Source organism: Paracoccus salsus, from assembly GCF_021556615.1.
Classification (GTDB): Bacteria; Pseudomonadota; Alphaproteobacteria; order Rhodobacterales; family Rhodobacteraceae; genus Paracoccus; species Paracoccus salsus.
Genome location: NZ_JAKGGD010000003.1, coordinates 78,998 through 96,540, shown reverse-complemented (window position 1 = coordinate 96,540; position 17,543 = coordinate 78,998). Strand labels below are relative to the sequence as shown.

Annotated in this window: 19 protein-coding genes and 1 pseudogene; 10 read left to right on the top strand and 10 right to left on the bottom strand. The window is 65.9% G+C overall.

All coding sequences use genetic code 11. The features are described 5' to 3' along the window. Positions 1 to 4: 4 nt before the first annotated feature. The 8 genes from flgH to L1965_RS06970 are packed head-to-tail and all read right to left on the bottom strand — an operon-like array spanning position 5 to position 4,052. Positions 5 to 730 (bottom strand): flagellar basal body L-ring protein FlgH, encoded by a 726-nt coding sequence (flgH, locus tag L1965_RS07005; protein WP_235755716.1) that lies wholly within the window; start codon positions 728 to 730, stop codon positions 5 to 7. 23 nt (positions 731 to 753) lie between these two features. Next, positions 754 to 1,167, bottom strand: coding sequence for a flagellar basal body P-ring formation chaperone FlgA (flgA, locus tag L1965_RS07000; protein ID WP_235755715.1), 414 nt, complete (start codon positions 1,165 to 1,167; stop codon positions 754 to 756). Continuing rightward, complete coding sequence (flgG, locus tag L1965_RS06995; RefSeq protein WP_235755714.1) at positions 1,167 to 1,952, bottom strand: flagellar basal-body rod protein FlgG; 786 nt, start codon at positions 1,950 to 1,952, stop codon at positions 1,167 to 1,169. Before flgG ends, flgA begins: the two co-directional genes overlap by 1 nt. Before the next feature lie 11 nt (positions 1,953 to 1,963). After that, a complete protein-coding gene (locus L1965_RS06990) occupies positions 1,964 to 2,680 on the bottom strand; it encodes a flagellar hook-basal body complex protein (RefSeq protein WP_235755713.1) in 717 nt (238 codons plus the stop codon). Between the two features lie 3 nt (positions 2,681 to 2,683). Further along, positions 2,684 to 2,950 carry a flagellar biosynthetic protein FliQ gene (locus L1965_RS06985; protein WP_235755712.1) on the bottom strand — a complete coding sequence of 89 codons (267 nt, stop codon included), beginning with the start codon at positions 2,948 to 2,950 and terminating at the stop codon, positions 2,684 to 2,686. A gap of 3 nt (positions 2,951 to 2,953) precedes the next feature. Further along, the gene (gene fliE, locus L1965_RS06980) at positions 2,954 to 3,244 is read right to left on the bottom strand and encodes a flagellar hook-basal body complex protein FliE (protein ID WP_235755711.1); all 291 of its coding nucleotides are present in this window, start codon (positions 3,242 to 3,244) and stop codon (positions 2,954 to 2,956) included. Between the two features lie 11 nt (positions 3,245 to 3,255). Next, positions 3,256 to 3,648 (bottom strand): flagellar basal body rod protein FlgC, encoded by a 393-nt coding sequence (gene flgC, locus L1965_RS06975; protein ID WP_235755710.1) that lies wholly within the window; start codon positions 3,646 to 3,648, stop codon positions 3,256 to 3,258. An 11-nt stretch (positions 3,649 to 3,659) separates the two neighbouring features. Beyond that, positions 3,660 to 4,052 (bottom strand): FlgB family protein, encoded by a 393-nt coding sequence (locus L1965_RS06970; RefSeq protein ID WP_235755709.1) that lies wholly within the window; start codon positions 4,050 to 4,052, stop codon positions 3,660 to 3,662. Between the two features lie 97 nt (positions 4,053 to 4,149). Here L1965_RS06970 and L1965_RS06965 point away from each other — a divergent pair, with 97 nt between their 5' ends. Together L1965_RS06965 and L1965_RS06960 are read left to right on the top strand one after the other, a co-directional pair. Next, positions 4,150 to 5,490, top strand: coding sequence for a FliI/YscN family ATPase (locus tag L1965_RS06965; protein ID WP_235755708.1), 1,341 nt, complete (start codon positions 4,150 to 4,152; stop codon positions 5,488 to 5,490). 107 nt (positions 5,491 to 5,597) lie between these two features. Then, entirely contained in the window at positions 5,598 to 6,329 is a 732-nt protein-coding gene (locus L1965_RS06960; protein WP_235755707.1) for a Crp/Fnr family transcriptional regulator, read from the top strand. A 3-nt stretch (positions 6,330 to 6,332) separates the two neighbouring features. Here the strand turns inward: L1965_RS06960 and L1965_RS06955 are convergent, their stop codons facing one another. Further along, on the bottom strand, positions 6,333 to 6,914 hold the full coding sequence (locus L1965_RS06955) for an extensin-like domain-containing protein (protein ID WP_235755706.1): 582 nt from the start codon (positions 6,912 to 6,914) through the stop codon (positions 6,333 to 6,335). Positions 6,915 to 7,252: 338 nt separating this feature from the next. Further along, a complete protein-coding gene (locus L1965_RS06950; RefSeq protein ID WP_235755705.1) occupies positions 7,253 to 8,548 on the bottom strand; it encodes a L,D-transpeptidase family protein in 1,296 nt (431 codons plus the stop codon). 144 nt (positions 8,549 to 8,692) lie between these two features. Between L1965_RS06950 and L1965_RS06945 the strand changes: the two genes are divergently transcribed. The 8 genes and pseudogenes from L1965_RS06945 to L1965_RS06910 all read left to right on the top strand — a co-directional run bounded on the left by L1965_RS06945 (position 8,693) and on the right by L1965_RS06910 (position 17,540). Continuing rightward, positions 8,693 to 9,628, top strand: coding sequence for a type 2 periplasmic-binding domain-containing protein (locus L1965_RS06945; protein ID WP_235755704.1), 936 nt, complete (start codon positions 8,693 to 8,695; stop codon positions 9,626 to 9,628). A gap of 4 nt (positions 9,629 to 9,632) precedes the next feature. Continuing rightward, entirely contained in the window at positions 9,633 to 10,139 is a 507-nt protein-coding gene (locus L1965_RS06940; RefSeq protein WP_235755703.1) for a TRAP transporter small permease, read from the top strand. A gap of 1 nt (position 10,140) precedes the next feature. Then, positions 10,141 to 11,469: a TRAP transporter large permease gene (locus L1965_RS06935; protein WP_235755702.1), complete on the top strand. Its 1,329-nt coding sequence runs from the start codon at positions 10,141 to 10,143 to the stop codon at positions 11,467 to 11,469. A gap of 2 nt (positions 11,470 to 11,471) precedes the next feature. Continuing rightward, on the top strand, positions 11,472 to 12,299 hold the full coding sequence (locus L1965_RS06930; RefSeq protein ID WP_235755701.1) for an IclR family transcriptional regulator: 828 nt from the start codon (positions 11,472 to 11,474) through the stop codon (positions 12,297 to 12,299). A gap of 13 nt (positions 12,300 to 12,312) precedes the next feature. Next, entirely contained in the window at positions 12,313 to 14,403 is a 2,091-nt protein-coding gene (locus tag L1965_RS06925; RefSeq protein ID WP_235755700.1) for an FAD-dependent oxidoreductase, read from the top strand. Beyond that, the gene (locus tag L1965_RS06920) at positions 14,400 to 15,575 is read left to right on the top strand and encodes an acetyl-CoA C-acyltransferase (protein WP_235755699.1); all 1,176 of its coding nucleotides are present in this window, start codon (positions 14,400 to 14,402) and stop codon (positions 15,573 to 15,575) included. The genes L1965_RS06925 and L1965_RS06920 overlap by 4 nt, the downstream gene beginning before the upstream one ends. Beyond that, positions 15,575 to 16,399 (top strand): annotated as a pseudogene (locus L1965_RS06915) (acyl-CoA dehydrogenase family protein); the annotation flags it as partial. The gene L1965_RS06920 and the pseudogene L1965_RS06915, both read left to right, overlap by 1 nt. Then, positions 16,386 to 17,540 carry an acyl-CoA dehydrogenase family protein gene (locus L1965_RS06910; RefSeq protein WP_235755698.1) on the top strand — a complete coding sequence of 385 codons (1,155 nt, stop codon included), beginning with the start codon at positions 16,386 to 16,388 and terminating at the stop codon, positions 17,538 to 17,540. The pseudogene L1965_RS06915 and the gene L1965_RS06910, both read left to right, overlap by 14 nt. The last annotated feature ends 3 nt before the right edge of the window (positions 17,541 to 17,543 follow it).

Sequence of the window (17,543 nt, the reverse complement as noted above, 5' to 3'; positions counted from 1 at the left end):
AGCCTCAATAGGGAAGCAGGATGTCGGCGATCTGCTGTCCATAGCGTGGTTGCTGGACATCGGTGATCTGGCCGCGCCCTCCGTATGAAATGCGGGCGCCTGCGATCCGGTCGTACTGGATCTCATTGTTTCGATCGATGTCGGCCGGGCGTACGAAGCCTGAAACGGTCAGTTCGCGAAGCTCGTAATTGACCCGCACTTCTTGCGTGCCCTCGATCTGCAGCGTGCCGTTGGGAAGCCGGTCGATCACCGTCGCCGCCACCCGCAAGGTCAGCTTGTCACGGCGGCTGATATTGCCGCTGCCCTTGTAGCTTGAGGAAGATGACGCCTCCGCGAGATTGTCGAAGCTTGCCCCCTCGGGCAGCTTGTCGCCCAGTCGTTGGGGGATGCCGGCCATCTGCGAGAGACTGACATTATCGTCCGCGGCACGCGACCGGCCCGAGCTGTTGCTGATCTCCGCGCGATCGTCGATCTGGATCGTGACAGTCAGGATGTCGCCCCGGGTCGCGGCGCGTCGGTCGCTGATCAGCGATGACGTGGTTCCCGCCCACAGCGACGCCGCGGCCTCTGGACGGCCCGAATCGACCGGGATCTCGAGTGGCGGGTTTGTCATGGCGATGAATTCCTCGCTGTCGCGCGGCGAGGTCAAGGTCGGCGGCTGCCCGATATTCGCCGCCCGCGAACACGCCCCCAACGCCAGGAGGATGCAGACAAGATGTACATGTTTCATGGGTTTGAGCCTGTTCTTTTCCGTCAGTTTCCGGCCACGACGCTGCCGTCGGCCAACACGCGCGCGGTGATCGTGCTGCGCGAGGTGAGGTTCATCACCCGGACCAGATCGCCTTCGGCGCCATCGGACATGATGCGTCCTTCCGTCTCGATCCGCAGCGCGCCGCGACGGAAGGTCAGACGCACGATCTGATTGCGCGAGACCAGCCTTGGTGCCTGCAAGAGATTGGCATGGATCGGCCGCCCCTCGTAGATGGTGATCCGGGTCTGCAGCCCGATGGCCAGCGAGGGATCGCTGAGGCCCGGGCGGTCGCTGTCCACGGCGCGCAGATCGGCCGGGCCAATGACCGTACCGGCGGGAAGGGTGCGGGCAGCAGCCAGCACACCCGCCTGGGTCGGGAAGGGCAGCAGCAGAAGAAGCACGAGCGCGCGGATCATCAGCGCACCTGCGTGGTTGCGCCAAGCATCTGGTCGGCGGCGGTGATGACCTTGGCGTTCAGCTCGTATCCCCGTTGTGCCTTGATCAGTTCGGTGATCTCGCGCACCGCATCGACCGAGCTTTCCTCAAGATAGCCCTGCCGCATGGTCCCCAGCCCCTCCTGGCCCGGACCTGCGATCTGCGCGGCGCCCGAGGCGGCGGTTTCCAGAAACAGGTTCGAGCCGATCGCTTCGAGCCCCTTTTCATTGGCAAAGCCGGCAAGGGTGAACTGACCAAGCTGTTCGGGTTCGACGCGGTCGTTGAAATAGGCATAGACTTCGCCACCGGCGCTGATCGAAATCGACCGCGCGTCGTCGGGGATGGTGATGCCTGGCACAACCGGATAGCCGTCCGAGGTCACGATCTGGCCGTCGGCGGATCGTTTCAGCCCGCCGTCGCGCGTGTAGCCTGACAGTCCCGAAGGCAGGGTTACCTCCAGATAGCCGTCGCCGTCGATCGCTATGTCCAGATCGCCGCCGGTCTGGCTGAGCGATCCCTGTTGCAGGTTAATGCTGACCGCGCTGGGTCGGACGCCAAGGCCAAGCTGCACACCGGCCGGGATGATGGTGCCATCTGCTGCGGTGACGGTGCCGGGGCGCGTCGCCTGCTGGTAGTGCAGGTCGGCGAACTCGGCGCGGCGGGCGTTGTATCCGGTGGTCGACATGTTGGCGAGGTTGTTCGAGATGACCTCGACGCGGGTCTGCTGTGCACTCATTCCGGTGGCGGCGATTTGCAATGCTCTCATAGCGGTTCCTCTCAGCGGGTCATGGAGGTGATCGCGTTGCGGATCCGCTGATCCTCGCGATCAAGGAAGGACTGGCCCAGTTCGTATGCGCGCTGGACCTCGATCATGCGGGTGATCTCGAAGACCGAATCGACGTTGGATTCCTCGAGGAAGCCCTGTCTGACGCGCGCGTCCTCGATGGGTTCCGGATCGGCGTCCACGGCAAAGCTGGTTCCGCCGTCATGGGTGATCTGCGCATCCTCGGGAGGCGCAAAGACACCGATGCGGCCGAAAGTGACGCCATTGGCCGACATCGTGCCATCGGCCCCCACCGCAACCTTGCTGGCGCCGGCGGGGATGATGATCGGCGCCTGGCCTTCGTCCAGCAATCTGTGGCCGTCCGCCGACATCAGCTCGCCCTCGGCGGACGGCATGAAGGCGCCGGCACGGGTCAGACGCGGGCCGGCGGGTGTGTCCAGCATGAAGAAACCTTCGCCCTCGATCGCGAGGTCGAACGTGCCGTTGGTCTGCGTCAGCACCCCTTGGCCCAGATCGACCAGCCGGCCGCGGGCATGGGCCATCGACAGCGTGTCACCGCGGTGGTCCAGCGCGGCCAGATGCTCTGCGAAAATCACGCCTTCGCGCCGAAACCCGGTGGTGTTGGCATTGGCGATGTTGTTTGCGACAACGCGCATTTCGTTCATCAGGCCGGTTTGCCGGCTCAGTGTTGCGTAGATCGCGTTGTCCATGGCTCAGCTTCCGGCGATGAGGGGAATGATCTGACCGAGATAGAAATCGGACAGAGCGGTGGTCATGAAGCTCATGGTCACCCAGAAGACGACCAGCATCAGGCCGACCTTGGGAACGAAGGTCAGCGTCATTTCCTGCACCGAGGTCAGTGCCTGGAAAAGTCCGATCACCACGCCAGCCACCAGGGCCACGCCCAGCATCGGCGCCGAGATGCGTACCGCGATCATCAGCGCCTGGCGAAGCATGTCGAAGAGCAGGGTCTCGCTCATGGTTCAGACCGGCATCCGCAGGATTTCCTGATAGGCCTCGACGACCTTGTCGCGGATCGCCACGACCGTCTCCATCGCCAGCTCCGCCTCGGCGATCGTCTGGACAAGCTGATGGGTTTCGGTCTTGCCCGTCATCGCGCCGGTTGACACCGCGTCGACCTGCGCCATCTGGGCGGCGAAATCCTCGGCGGCCTCGCCCAGCCTTTCCACCGGCGACGGGCCGGTCGGGGTGCCAGGCTGAACCGCGTTGCGGGCTGCGGTATAGGCGTTTGCGGCATTCATGCTGGTAATCATGGAAAATCCTTTCAGCGACGCAGAAGTTCCAGAAGGGACGAGCCCATCTGCCGGGTCTGTTCGAACATCTTGAGATTGGCTTCGTAGCTTCGGCCAGCCTCGCGGGAATCGGCGATCTCGACCACCAGGTTGACGTTTGAGCCAAGATAATAGCCCTGCTCGTCGGCCATCGGATGCGAGGGGTCGTAGATGCGCGGCAACTCCGTCCGGTCCAGGATCGTGCGCGATGCCTCGACCTCGCCGGTGCGCCGGCCGAAACGGACCGCTTCATCAAAGGTGACCAGCTTGCGCCGGTAGCCGGGCGTGTCGGTGTTGGCGATATTCTCGGCGGTGCGGCGCAGGCGTTCGCTTTGCGCGCGCATCCCGGACGCCGACAACTGCAGGGAGGATACGGGTTCGGTCATGAATTTTTCCCTCAGGCCCGGCGGCCGATGCTGACTCGCATCAGATCCAGCGCCGAGCGATAGATGCCAAGCGACAGGTCGTGTTCGCGCTTCAGCTGTGCGGCCTTCAGCATCTCATCCTCGATCGAGACCGAGTTGCCGTTCGGCGAGACGGCAGCGGGCTGAACCAGGGGACGGCTTGCGGCGGGCGACCATTCGGGTGTCGGCAGGTGCCGCGCATCCGATGTCCGCAGGGTCGGGATATCGTCGCGCCGACGATAGCTGTCTTCGAACGCCTGCGCGTCCTGGGCCTTATAGCCAGGGGTGTCGGCGTTCGCGATATTGCGCGCGACGATGGTCTGGCGCGTCGCGACGTGGTGGCCCATGGCGCGGGCCATTCGCATCATCTCAATTTTCTCAAACATGAGGCTTCTCCTCATTGGCGATAACCGGGTCTTAACCCCAATTGGTTTAGAAACCGTTTCGTGGGGCCGAATTGGCGCCGGACGGGAGAGACGCGAAATGGATAAACTTGAATCGATCGCCCATCGAATCCGGACACTGCGCGTTGCGCGCCACTTTGGCCGCGTGCAATCCATCCGGGCAGGGCTGATCAGCGTCGAGGGCCTGAACGGACATGCCTCGGTTGGTGACCGGGTCTTGATTTCGTTGCAGAATGGAGAGGTTTCCGGCGAGATCGTGGGGCTTGCGCCGCGCTATGCCGAAGTGCTGCCCGAAGGGAATACCGAAGGGCTGTCGGTCGGCGCCGAGGCCGAGCTGCTGTTCGCTCCGACGATGTCGCCATGTGATGGATGGATCGGGCGAATCATCGATCCCCTGGGGCAGCCGCTGGACGGGCGACCGTTGCCCCGCGGGATCGAACCGCGCCCGTTCCGGTGCGAAGCGCTGCCGGCGGTGCGGCGCAAGCGGCTCGGCGCGCGGCTTCCGACCGGGCTGGCCGTATTCGACACATTGTTGCCGCTGGTTGCCGGCCAGCGGATCGGGCTGTTCGCCGGTTCAGGTGTGGGCAAATCCACGCTTCTGTCGAATCTGGCGCGCGGCGTGGAGGCGGACGTGGTGGTGATCGCCATGATCGGAGAGCGCGGGCGAGAATTGCGGGAATTCGTGGACAAGACGCTTGGTCCCGAGGGCATGGCGCGTGCGGTGATCGTGACCGCGACCTCGGACCGCTCGCCGCTGATCCGGCGGCGCTGCGCCTGGGCGGCCATGGCGGTGGCCGAGCATTTCCGTGATCAGGGCAAGCACGTGCTTCTGCTTGCCGATTCGATCACGCGTTTTGCCGAGGCGCATCGCGAAATCGCCCTCGCCGCCGGCGAACCACCCAGCTATCGCGGCTTTCCGCCTTCGGTCTCGAACCTGATCATGGCATTGGCTGAACGCGCCGGTCCGGGGCTTGCGGGAGAGGGCGACATCACCGGCATCTTCAGCGTCCTGGTCGCGGCGTCCGACATGGAAGAACCGATCGCGGATATCCTGCGCGGGACGCTTGATGGTCATATCGTGCTTGAGCGCAGCATCGCCGAGCGCGGGCGCTTTCCGGCGATCGATGTCGTGCGCTCGGTTTCCCGGTCGCTGCCCGACGCCGCGTCGCCCGACGAGAACGGGATGATCGGAAAGGCGCGGGCTGCGCTTGGCGCCTATACCGAATCAGAGTTGATGATCCGGGCCGGGCTCTATGCTCCGGGCTCTGACCCGAAGCTTGACGAGGCCGTGAAGCTTTATCCCCAGCTTGATGAGTTCGTGACCCTGAAAAGCGACGGGATCGCGCAAAGTTTCGCCGCGCTGGCAGAAGCGCTTCGGACGCCTGCCCGGCCCCGTGCAGCGGTTCGCGGCGCGGGATAGCGCAATCAGGCTAGGCCTGCGATTAATGAATGTTAGTCTTTCTTCCCGGGTCCTTGTGCGCGATGGCACGATTTGCAAATGTCCGGCGCCTGCAAGGAAGGGGCGGAATGGCAATCACCGATTACTTTATCCGGTACCTTCAACGGCGTGACACGCTTTCGGCCGAGGATCTGTCGCGCCTGCGCGCGCTGCGGACCGAGAACGAAACCTTTGCGCCGGGCGAGGTGATCGTGCCCGTGGATCGCATTGCGCAACGCAGCTGCATGATGCTGCGGGGGCTGTCGGCGCGATCCCACCAGTTGGTCGGCCGGCCCGAGGAACGGGTCATCACCGCGCTGCATGTGCCCGGTGATTTCGTCGATCTGCACGGCTTCGTGCTGGCCGGACTGGAACATTCCGTGGTTGCAGTCGGCCCGGTCGAGGTCGAATTCGTCAGCCATGATCAACTGATCGACATAACCGAGAACTTTCCGCACCTGACCCGGCTTCTGTGGATGGCGACGTTGATCGACGCCGCGGTTCATCGGCAGTGGCTGGTCGCGGCCGCCTCGTTGCGGTCCAGCGCGCATCTGGCCCATCTGCTGTGCGAGATCTACACGCGCCTCAACGCGGTCGGGGCGGCCGGGGACCATCGGTTCTCGCTGCCATTGCTGCAGCGAGAACTGGCCGATATTCTGGGATATTCGCCTATTCATGTGAACCGCGCGGTGCGTGACCTGCGTGATCGCGGGATGATCACCTGGTCGGGGGCGGACGTGAAAATTCTCGACTGGACGGGGCTGTCAGGCCTGGCGCGCTTTGACGCGACCTATCTGGACATGGAGCAGATGAGTCGCTGAGGTCTATTGGCACAGCCGCCAGCCGCGGCTCCGGGCGGCAAGATCCAGATGCAGGTGGTCATCGTGCGCGGCATTCGCACCGGGTCCGAGAACCGTCGTGAAGAACAGGCAGGCCGCGCTGCGGACCGCGCGCTGGAATGCCTCGGGCCGGTCGCCGTCGTCGCGGCGCGGTGCAACCGGCAGCACCTCTCCGTTCTGGAACCGGAAGGCCGCGATGTCGATCGCGGTGCCATGGGCGTGCTGCGACAGGACAGGTTCGGCTGCGCCCGACCCGATGCGTCCCCGGCAATCATAGGTCGTGCCAAGCTGCATTCCGGTCACGCGGGGCGCGCCGGACAGGGTGGCAGCGGCAGGGCGCAGGAAATCGCGAGCCCAGAAGCCAAGGCCCCGCGCCGTATCGCAGCGCATCACGGCATCGCCGTCCAGCGCCAGGTCGGGCAGGATCTGGCTCACGCGGATTGGCCTGGCGATCCCGCAATCGCGGTTGTCCTGGTCGGTAATCGGAGGCAGCTCCTGGTAGGCCGTGCCCAGCAAGGCCAGCGACAGCCGACACGCCGCATAGTCCTGATCGGATTCGCGCAGCATCCACCATCGCGGAGGAGGCGGCGGCCCGAAGACCTCGCGGTGCTCGGACGCGGGATCTGACGCGGGATCTGACGCGGGATCTGACGCGGGATCTGACGGCGCGTCGTCCCGGGTTCCGGGGGCTCCTTGCGCTGTCGGGGCCGTGTTCTCGGTCTGGGCTGCTGCCTGCCCTGGCTCGACGGGCTTCCGAGGTGGCCGCGACGATCCGGGTCGGGGTGCCGGCGCTTGCGAAGCGGCCGCCGGTCCAAGGCCATCGGGTCGCGGCGCTGAGGGCCGGTCCTGCGCCGATGCGAGCCCCGCAGAGAGGCACAGCAGCAGCGACACGACCGGGCGGATCGTCACGGCCGGCCATCCAGCGGCGGAACCACGAATCCCTCGGGCAACGCGCCCGAGAGGGCGTCGCTGAGCAGATCACTGGCGCTGTCAGGTGCCAACGCCTCGGCGGATTCTTCCGACGTGTTCTCGTAGACGCGATCTGGCGTGCCGGCTTGCCGGGGCTGCATGTCTGCATCCGAGAGGCCAAGCGGAACGGCCGGTGCGACCGCATGGGTCGCGTCGGACGGCGCGGTCGCGACTGGTGTCAGTGGTTCGCTGGTCTGGACGGGGGGCGCAGTCTTGACCCCGGTCGCCTGGGCGATCGTGACGCCGGGCTGCAGGAATTCGACCGATGTAACGCCACCCTTCACCATTCCCGCCAGCTCCCGCGCATCCCAGTTCGTCAGCCGCACACAGCCAAACGACTGGTTGTGAAACAGGCGCGAGGGCGTCGGTGTTCCGTGGATGCCGTAACTTGGCTTCGACAGGTCGATCCAGACCGACCCGACCGGGCCGTTCGGACCCGGCGGCACGATCAGTGCCTTGTCATTGTCGCCCTGCTTGAAATTGCGCGCCGGGTTGTAGGTATAGTTGGGGTCAAGCGCCACCGTGACGACGTGGTGATCCCCGGATGGCGAGGGGGTTGCGTCCGATCCGATCGTGGCCGGATAGTCCACCAGCATCCTGCCATTCGCGTTGTAGGCCGCGACGCGGCGGGTGGCCTTGTCCACGATGATCCGCGTCACCTCGCCCCGGATGGACGAGCCCGGGTCGGTGACCCTGATCGTCGTGCCGGGCTCGAGCCTTGCACCGGGATTGAGGAAAGCCAGAAACTTCTCGTCCATGTGAAACCGCTCGCCCAGCTTTTCGGCGATGCTCGTGAAGCCCATCGAGGACATCCTTGCCTTGTCCGCATAATCCTCGGGGATTTCATCCACCAAACCCTCGGCGTCCTCGGCGGTTATGGTATAATCCATCGTGATCGGCTCGTACGAGAAGCTTTGCAGCAGGTTCCAGACATGCGGATCCATGACCCCATCAACCGGAAGCCCCGAACGCCTCTCGAACGCCATGATCGCGCTTTGGCTCATCCCGCCCTTGAAGCCGTCGATGACCCCCGGCGAGGTGCCCGATCGGTCCAGCAGCACCTGGACCCTGGCGGTCAGCGCCGACCTGCCGGCCGGCAGGGCTCCGCCGTCATAGTCCGCAGCCTCGATATCGGCGGCGGTGAAGGGACGGTCGTCTTGTGCAGCGGCCGGAGCAGCGCCGGCGACGGCGAGCACCATGACAAGCGAAAGGCAGCGGGTGCGTGGCGGCATGAAGGTCTCCGTCTGTGATGGGGGCAGCATCGGTTGTCTGAGGTGAAACTGCCAGATAGCTGCGGGTCACGTTCAGGTCAATTCGCAGTTGTATTCCGCACTGCGGAACCGTAACCTGCATGGTAAAATCGCGAGGTGTCCGACATGTCCAGCAACCGGAGCTTCCGGACCAGCTGCATCGCGGCAGGGCTGAGTGTGACGACAATGCTTCCCGCGCTGGGGCAAGCAACGCCGATTCATGGCGAGCCAGGACCCAATCGTGGGGCAAGGGCCGAGGTCACGCAATGGTTCGCTGACGGCGTCCCGGAACTGACCGGGCGCGATCTGACGCCGGACATCAACTGCGGCGGCGCGCTGGTGTCGGAGCAGGCTGCGGTGTGGTCCCCGCATCTCGGCGCGGCCGATCCGGGCAGCGTGATCGCTGTCTGGCTACCGCAAGAGACGATCAGCGACGGCATTGCGGACCTGCCGCCGGAAAATCCCGACGCCTGGGCTGGCATGAAGGCGACCGATGCGCTGATACGAAACAACGATCAGGCCAGGGCGAACCTTGCGGCCCAGAATCCTGTCTGTGTCGCCACCCACGCGACGGCGGCGATGCAGCCTGGCTTCAAGGGGCCTGAACGCGGGCTCGTCGACCTTGCTCAGACCGGTTCCGGCCTGGTCAAGGCGCTGAAATCCGACGAGGCGTTCGACAGCTACACCTTCATCGACGGGGGCCAGCTCGGTGGGATGGGCATCCTGATGAACAGGTCCGTTTTCGACGGGCTGCCCCCGGATCAGCAGCAGGCGATCTTGGCCGCTGGCGCAGGGCTTGCAGACGCGTTCGGCCGGGTGATCGGTGCCGCGAGCAGCGCCTCGATCCGGATTCGGGACGATCAGGGAAAAGAGATCGTGACGCTGCCCGGGGAAACGCGCGCCAAGCTGGTTCGGGCCGCTCAGAGACACGCCGATGACCGGGTGGAAAGGGCGAACGCGTCCGGTCTGGACGGACAGGCGATCCTTGACGACTATCGCGGCCTGACCCGGCACCATGACGACGAGCTTGCCGAACAGGGCTGCCCCTGGAAACGCGGCTGATCCGATGCGGGTGATCGAGCGGACCTTGCTGGATCTGGGCATGCTGGCGCTGATCCTGCTATGCGCGGTGATCTTTGGCAATGTCGTGCTGCGCGGCCTGTCGGGCAGCGGCATTCCCGACGCCATCATCCTTGTGCGCGAGCTGATGGTGGCAGCCATCGTGTTGCCGCTGGCTGCGGCCACCGCCGCGCGCGCCCATGTCGCCGTCACCTTCCTCAGCGATCGCATGCCGGTTTCGGTGCGCGCGCGCCTGATCCTCATGGGCCATGGAATCGCATTGCTGGCATTGCTGCCGCTGATCCATGCGTCCTTGCGCGTGTTGATGCAGGTCTGGGAATCGGGCGCGTTCTACCATGGTGATCTGAACCTGCCGCGCTGGCCCGGGATCACGCTGTTCCTGGCCGGAATGGTGATCATGTGGATGCGGATCGCGATGATGCTGGTCGCGGACGCAAGCGAGTACCGGGCCACCGGCACGATCAGCGACGAACAGGGACAGGAGGCGGTCTGAGATGGATCCCGCGTCCATCGGCATTCCCGCCTTGAGCCTGGTGCTGGTTCTGCTGGCGCTGCGCGTGCCGATCGCCTTTGCTCTGGCAGGGGTCTCCACGCTGGGGATTTTCCTGGTTTACGCGACGCGGACCGGCGACTGGTCGGCCGAACGGGCGATCAATCCCACCAGTTCGGTGGTGTTCTCGAACGTCTTCGAACTGATCCATTCCTATGACCTTTCGATGGTTCCGCTGTTCATCGCGCTGGGGAACATCGCGTTCTATGCCGGGATCACGACCCGCATCTATGACGCCGCGGCGGTCTGGCTGCGACCGCTGCCGGGCGGGGCGGCGATGGCTTCGGTCGTGGGGTGCGGGGGATTTTCCGCGATCTCCGGATCGTCCATCGCCTGCGCCTCGACCATGGGCCGGATCTGCGTGCCCGAGATGCTGCGCTTGGGGTATGATCCCAAGCTGGCCACGGCCTCTGTCGCGGTCGGCGGCACGCTGGGGTCGCTGATCCCTCCCTCGGTACTTTTCATCCTGTACGGGATCTTCACCGAGACCTCGATTGCCAAGCTGTTTCTGGCGGGCATCCTGCCGGGACTGCTGTCGCTGGCCGCGATGTTGCTGGTCATCGCGTGGTGGGTGGGCCGGCACCCCGATGCCGCGCCGCGCGCCGAAGCGGCCGAGGCCAGCCGGTCCGAGGCCGCCCTCGCCGCCTGGCCGGCCATGCTGCCGTTCGTCGTGATCGTCGGCGGCATCTCTGGCGGCCTCCTGACCGCAACCGAGGCCGCGGCGGTCTGTGTCGTTCTGACGGTCGGGATCGGATTCGCGCAGCGCAGGCTGACCCTGGATGTGCTGTGGCGGGCGATCCGTGAAAGCCTGGTCCAGACCGCAGCCATTTTCCTGATCGCCGCAGCCGCCAAGATCTTTGTCAGCTTCATGGCCCTGACCGGCAGCGCCGGCGCCGTCCTCGGCTGGGTCGAGAATGCCGGCCTGTCCCATTTCACCATGATCGCGGTCGTGGTCGTGATCTATCTGGCCCTGGGCATGGTCCTGGACCCGATCGGCATCCTGGTCCTGACCCTGCCCTTCATGGTGCCGCTGGTCGAGGGATACGGCATGGACCTGATCTGGTTCGGTGTGATCGTCGTCAAGCTGCTGGAGATCGGGCTGATCACGCCACCCGTCGGCCTGAACGTGTTCGTCATCGGCAATGTGACCCGCGAGGTCAGCATCGACCGGATCTTTGCGGGCGTCGCGCGTTTCCTGATGATCGATGTGCTGGTGCTGGTGATCCTGATCCTTTTCCCGATCATCTCGACACTGATCCCGGGGACCATGTGACCATGCCAGACGCACCCAGGCCGGACTACGAACAAGACCGCAACTTCGCCACGACCTTGGCGCGGGGGCTTTCCGTGCTGCGCGCGTTCCGGGCGGGCGATGACGGGCTGACCAATGCGCAGATCGCGGAACGCACGGGTCTTCCGAAATCCACCGTCTCGCGGTTGACCTTCACGCTGGGTTGCATGGGCTACCTGACCCAGCCGCAGCGCAACGACCGTTATCGACCGGGCCCGACGCTGCTGGCGATGGGGCATGTGGCGGCGGCCTCGCTGTCGTTTCTGGATGCCGCGCAGGACATGATGCAGGCGCTGGCCGACGAAACCGGAACGATGGTGCTGCTCGCCGTGCGCGATCGCGACAAGGTGGCGCTGATGCGCACATGGCGGCCCCGGCACGCCGCCTCGATCTGGCTGGATGTCGGGCACCGAATACCGATCGCGGGCTCCTCCTCAGGGCTCGCCATCCTGGCGGCGAGCACAGGCGACGAATTCGCCCGGCTGATGCAGGACCATCCGCCTGGGCCGCTGGATGGCGGGGCGCTGTCCGATCTGCGTCGCGAGGGTCGCGACCAGCTGATCGAACAGGGCTATGCCGTTATCCCGCCGGGCCTGCGCCACTCACGCAACATTTCGGCGGTGTCGGTGCCGTTCCGGTCCTCGCGGCTGGCCGGGCCGGTGTCGTTCTCGTGCGGTGCGCTGGACGATGCGCTGCCGATCGACCGGATTCACGCCGATGTCGGACCAAGGCTTCGCCAGACCGTGCAGCAACTGCAGCGCATGATCGGACAAGAGGGTGCGACGGCATGGGCCGGCGCGCTGGACGAATGAGAAAGGCAAGCCGATGACCGTCAGCTATCATCGCGAAGGCGTCGTGGGCGTCATCACCATCGACAATCCCCCGGTCAACGCGACATCGCAGGCGGTGCGCGCCGGCCTGATGGATGCGGTCGGGGCGCTGTCGGGCGACCCCGACGCGACCGCCGGGGTGATATTGTGCACGGGGCGGACCTGGATTGCGGGGGCGGATATCTCGGAGTTCGGCAAACCGCCGGCGCGGCCGCATCTTCCCGATGTGATCGCGGCGATCGAGGCATGCGCAAAGCCCGTGGTCGCCGCCCTCCACGGCACCGCGCTGGGTGGCGGGCTGGAGGTTGCCCTTGGCGCCCACGCCCGGATCGCGGCGCCGGGCACGCGGTTCGGTCTCCCCGAGGTGACGCTTGGCCTTCTGCCGGGCGCGGGCGGCACGCAGCGTCTGCCGCGGTTGATCGGGCTGTCTGCGGCGCTGGACATCATCACATCGGCCCGGCGGATCGGCGCGGACGAGGCGCTTGAGTTGGGTCTTGTGGACCACGTGGCCGAAGGCGATCCGACCGCCGCGGCGATGGAATTTGCGCGGGAAATCGCCGGACGCGCGCCGCGACGGACCGCGGATCGGCCGCCGCCGCGGCCGGACCCCGCGCTGACCGACAGGATGCGGGCAGAATTCGCGAAGACGGCTCCGGGCGAGATCGCGCAGGCCCGCGCCATCGACGCGGTCGTCGAAGGGCTGTCCGTGCCCTTCGATCAGGGCATCGCCCAGGAGCGCGAGAAATTCATCGAACTGATGGCCAGCCCGCAACGCGCCGCGTTGATCCATGCGTTCTTCGCCGAGCGTGCGGTCGCGCATCTTCCCGAATTTGACGATGTTGCGCCGCGCCCTGTCGAGCGCATCGGGGTGATCGGCGGTGGGACGATGGGGGCGGGCATCGCGGCGTCGGCGCTGCTTGCGGGGCTTGACGTCACGCTGGTCGAGCGCGACGCCGAGGCTGCCGGGAAAGCCGCTTCCGGCGTCGCGAAAATTCTGGACAGCTCGGTCACGCGTGGCAAGCTGTCCGCCGACCGGCGCGGCGCGATGCTGGGCGATGCCTTCCGTGCGGTCTGCGACGATGACGCGCTGGCGCAGGCCGACCTGATCATCGAGGCCGTGTTCGAACGGATCGAGGTCAAGGACGAGGTCTTCGCCCGGCTCGACCGGGTCGCGAAACGGGGCGCGGTGCTTGCCACCAACACCTCGTACCTGGACGTGAACCGGATTGCCGGGGCGACCCGCCGTCCGCAGGACGTGATCGGTCTGCATTTCTTCTCGCCGGCCCATGTCATGCGTCTGCTGGAGGTGGTCCCGGCCGACCAGACCGCGCCCGACGTGGTGGCGACCGGCTTCGCGCTGGCGAAAAGGCTGCGCAAGATTGCCGTGCGGGCAGGCGTCTGCGACGGGTTCATCGGCAATCGGATCCTGTCGCATTACCGGGCTGCGGCCGACGCGATGGTGCTGGATGGCGCCTCGCCCTGTCAGATCGACCGCGCGTTGACCGATTTCGGCTTCGCGATGGGACCCTATGCGGTGTCGGACCTGGCGGGCCTGGATATCGGCTACCTGACGCGCCAGCGAAAGGCCGCGACGCGCGATCCACGCGACCGCGTTCCGGTTTTTGCCGACCGGCTGTATGAGTTGGGCCGGCTGGGGCGCAAGACCGGGCGCGGCTATTATCTCTATGACGAGGACAGCCCGAAGGGCCGCCCCGACCCGGATCTGGCCGGGTTGCTGCAGCAGGTCCGCGCCGAGCTGGGGATCAGCCCGCGCCTGTTCGACGACGACGAGATCGTGGCCCGCTACATGGCGGCGATGGTCAACGAGGGCGCGAGGGTCGTCGGTGACGGCATCGCCGCGCGGCCGCTGGATGTCGATGTGGTGCTGCTGAACGGTTATGGATTCCCGCGCTGGCGCGGCGGCCCGATGCATTGGGCCGACGCCCGAGGGCTGGCGGCGGTCGTCGCCGATATCGAACGCTTCGCCGCTCAGGATGACCATTTCTGGCACGTTGCGCCGCTGCTGCGCGAACTGGCCTCGAAAAACCGTCGATTTGCCGATCTGAACCAAGGGAAGCCCTCGTGAAACAGCCGGTTATCGTCTCGACCGCACGCACCGCAATCGGCAAGGCCAAGCGCGGTGCCTTCAACATGACGCATGGCGCGGTGCTGGCCGGCCATGTCACGCGCGCCGTGGTGGACCGCGCGGGCCTGGACCCGGCGCTGATCGAGGACAGCATCTGGGGCTGTGGCTATCCCGAATATGTCACCGGCGGCAATATCGCCCGTCAGGCCGTGATCCGGGCCGGCCTGCCGGACAGCGTCGCCGGCTCCACCGTCAATCGCTTCTGTGCCTCGGGGCTTCAGGCGCTGGCGATGGGCGCGCAGATGGTCGCGCACGAGGGCGCCCGGGCCGTGCTGGTGGGCGGGGTGGAAAGCATTTCGCTGGTGCAGCCGCCCGTGCGTCATTCGCGCGAGGACTGGATCGAACAGAACCGCCCTGATCTTTACATGACCATGATCGAGACGGCCGACAACGTCGCCGGACGCTATGGCATCACGCGTGGCGCGCAGGACGACTATGCGCTCCAGTCCCAGTCGCGCACCGCCGCCGCACAGGATGCCGGGCTGTTCGACGACGAGATCGTGCCGATCACCGTCACCAGATCCGTCACCGACAAGACCAGTGGCGAGACGCGCAAGGAACAGGTCACGTTGTCCTCGGACGAGGGCAACCGTCCCGGCACGACGCTTGAGGCGCTGGCCGGGCTTGAGCCGGTTCGCGGTGGCAGCAATTTCGTGACGGCCGGCAACGCCTCGCAGCTTTCGGACGGTGCCGCCGCCCTGCTGGTGATGGAGGCCGACCTTGCCGCCGCCGAGGGGCTGAAGCCGCTTGGCGCCTTTCGCGGCTTTGCCGTCGCCGGATGCGCGCCCGACGAGATGGGTGTCGGCCCGGTGCTCGCGGTGCCGCGCCTGTTGCAGCGGGCGGGGCTGAAGGTCGAGGATATCGACCTGTGGGAACTGAACGAGGCGTTCGCCAGCCAGTGCCTGTATTGCCGCGATACGCTGGGAATCGACCCCGCAAGATACAACGTGAATGGCGGCGCGATCTCGATCGGCCATCCGTTCGGGATGACCGGCGCGCGCCTCGCCGGCCATATCCTGCGCGAAGGCCAGCGGCGCGGCAAGAAATGGGCCGTCGTGGCGATGTGCGTCGGCGGCGGGCAGGGCGCCGCCGGACTGCTCGAGATCCTTTGATGGATCGGCGCTTTACGGCCGGGGAACAGGCGTTCCGCGATGAGGTCAGGGACTTTCTCAAGGCCGAACTTGATCCTGCTCTGGCCGACAAGGTGCGCCTGCACCAGGGCCTGACCAAGGCCGAGATGGAGGGCTGGCACGCCAGGCTGAACGCGCGCGGCTGGCTGTCCGGAAACTGGCCCGAAAGATTCGGTGGTGGCGGGTGGACCCCCATCCAGCGCCACATCTTCGAAGAGGAATCCGCGCTGGCCCACGCCCCGCGCATCGTGCCGTTCGGGATCGCGATGCTGGGTCCGGTGTTGCAGGACTTTGGCAGCAAGGCGCAGCAGGACCACTGGCTGCCGCGCATCCTGAGCGGTCAGGACTGGTGGTGCCAGGGCTATTCCGAGCCGGGATCAGGTTCGGATCTGGCCAGCCTGCGGACGCGCGCCCGGCGCGAGGGCGACCATTATGTCGTCAATGGCCAGAAGACCTGGACCACACTTGGCCACTACGCCAACATGATCTTCTGCCTGGTGCGGAGCTCGACCGAGGGCAAGAAGCAGAAGGGCATCTCGTTCCTGCTGATCGACATGAAAAGCCCCGGAGTCTCGGTCCGGCCCATCGTGCTGCTGGACGGCACGGCCGAGGTGAACGAGGTGTTCTTCGACGCTGTGAAGGTGCCCATCGGCAATCTCGTCGGCCAGGAGAATGACGGCTGGACCTGCGCCAAGTATCTGCTGACGCATGAGCGGACGAACATTGCCGGTGTCGGCTTCGCGACCGCCGCGCTGGACAATCTCCGGCGCGTGGCGCGAGGCCAGGTCCACCGTGGCCGGCCGCTATCCTGAGGGGCAGGGGCCGGACCCGGCGCGCGCGGCCCTGAATAAGACGCTGCAGGCGCGCGGGCTGGACCCGGCGTCGATGACGAATGACGAGATCGCGGCTGCGCTGGAATCTGACGCGGACGGCGTAGAAATTGGGCAATCTGCATTTGACAAGGGTGGTCGTGCCGCGCCAGCCTCCCTGAATGGCGACATGATCCTGCGCCAAGTTCCTGTCTCTGCCTCGGCCGCCGTCGAGAATCGGCAGGGTGCACTGGCAAAGATCTCGGATGCCAAGGGCGAATACCGAACCGAAAGCGGGGAGGCGGTCACGATCAGCCGGACGGCCCGCAAGGTCTTCTCGGGATCTTTCCCTGCGGGCCGCCTGCGTCTCGCCGGTGCGATTCCTGATCTGCTTCAATCGTCTGTGGTCTACAACTCCGACATGCCACAGCGCGCCTATGCCGTGGCATTGGCCGAAATCGACGGGCAGAACGTTATCGTTCGCATGGTTCTGAACAATGACGGCAGCGGCTCAGAAAAGCTTTATGCACTGGAAGGGTTTGAAGTGGCCCCGATAGCCTGGAGAGACGCCACGGCGGAAGTCTCCGATCAGGAGCAGGTCGGGGCCAAGCCTGCCATGGGTTCCGCTCCCGAGATCAACTCAGCATCGGCGGTCGCTGAAATCAATGCGCTGCCGTCAGGGGCAGCGCCGCTTTTCCAAACACGTCGCGGATCGATCCGGTTCCCCGCCGGCGGCCCTGCTGCGGGCGGGACGATCATCAACCTGTCGCTGTCCGAGGACCCGCTTTTCGCAGCCGAAATCGCCGCGCTGGAGATCGAGTTGATGGCGCTCGCGACGACCAATCTGCGGATGCTGTCGATGGCGGCGCACGGCCGTGTCCCTGGCGCCGAAAGCAGCATGCTGAAGATCAAGGGCACCCAGATCCGCCAGCGCGTGGATGCGTTGACACGCCGGGCCTATGGCGCATGGGCGCAGGCTTTGGCGTCCGATATCGGGCCGACCGAGGGTCAGCCCCGCGACGCGGCCGGGATGCTGGGTGCGAACCGCGCCTGGCTGAACAACCGAAAACTGTCGATCTATGGCGGATCGACCGAAATCCAGCGCGGCATCATCGCAGCCGCGCTGGCGAAGGAATGAGGC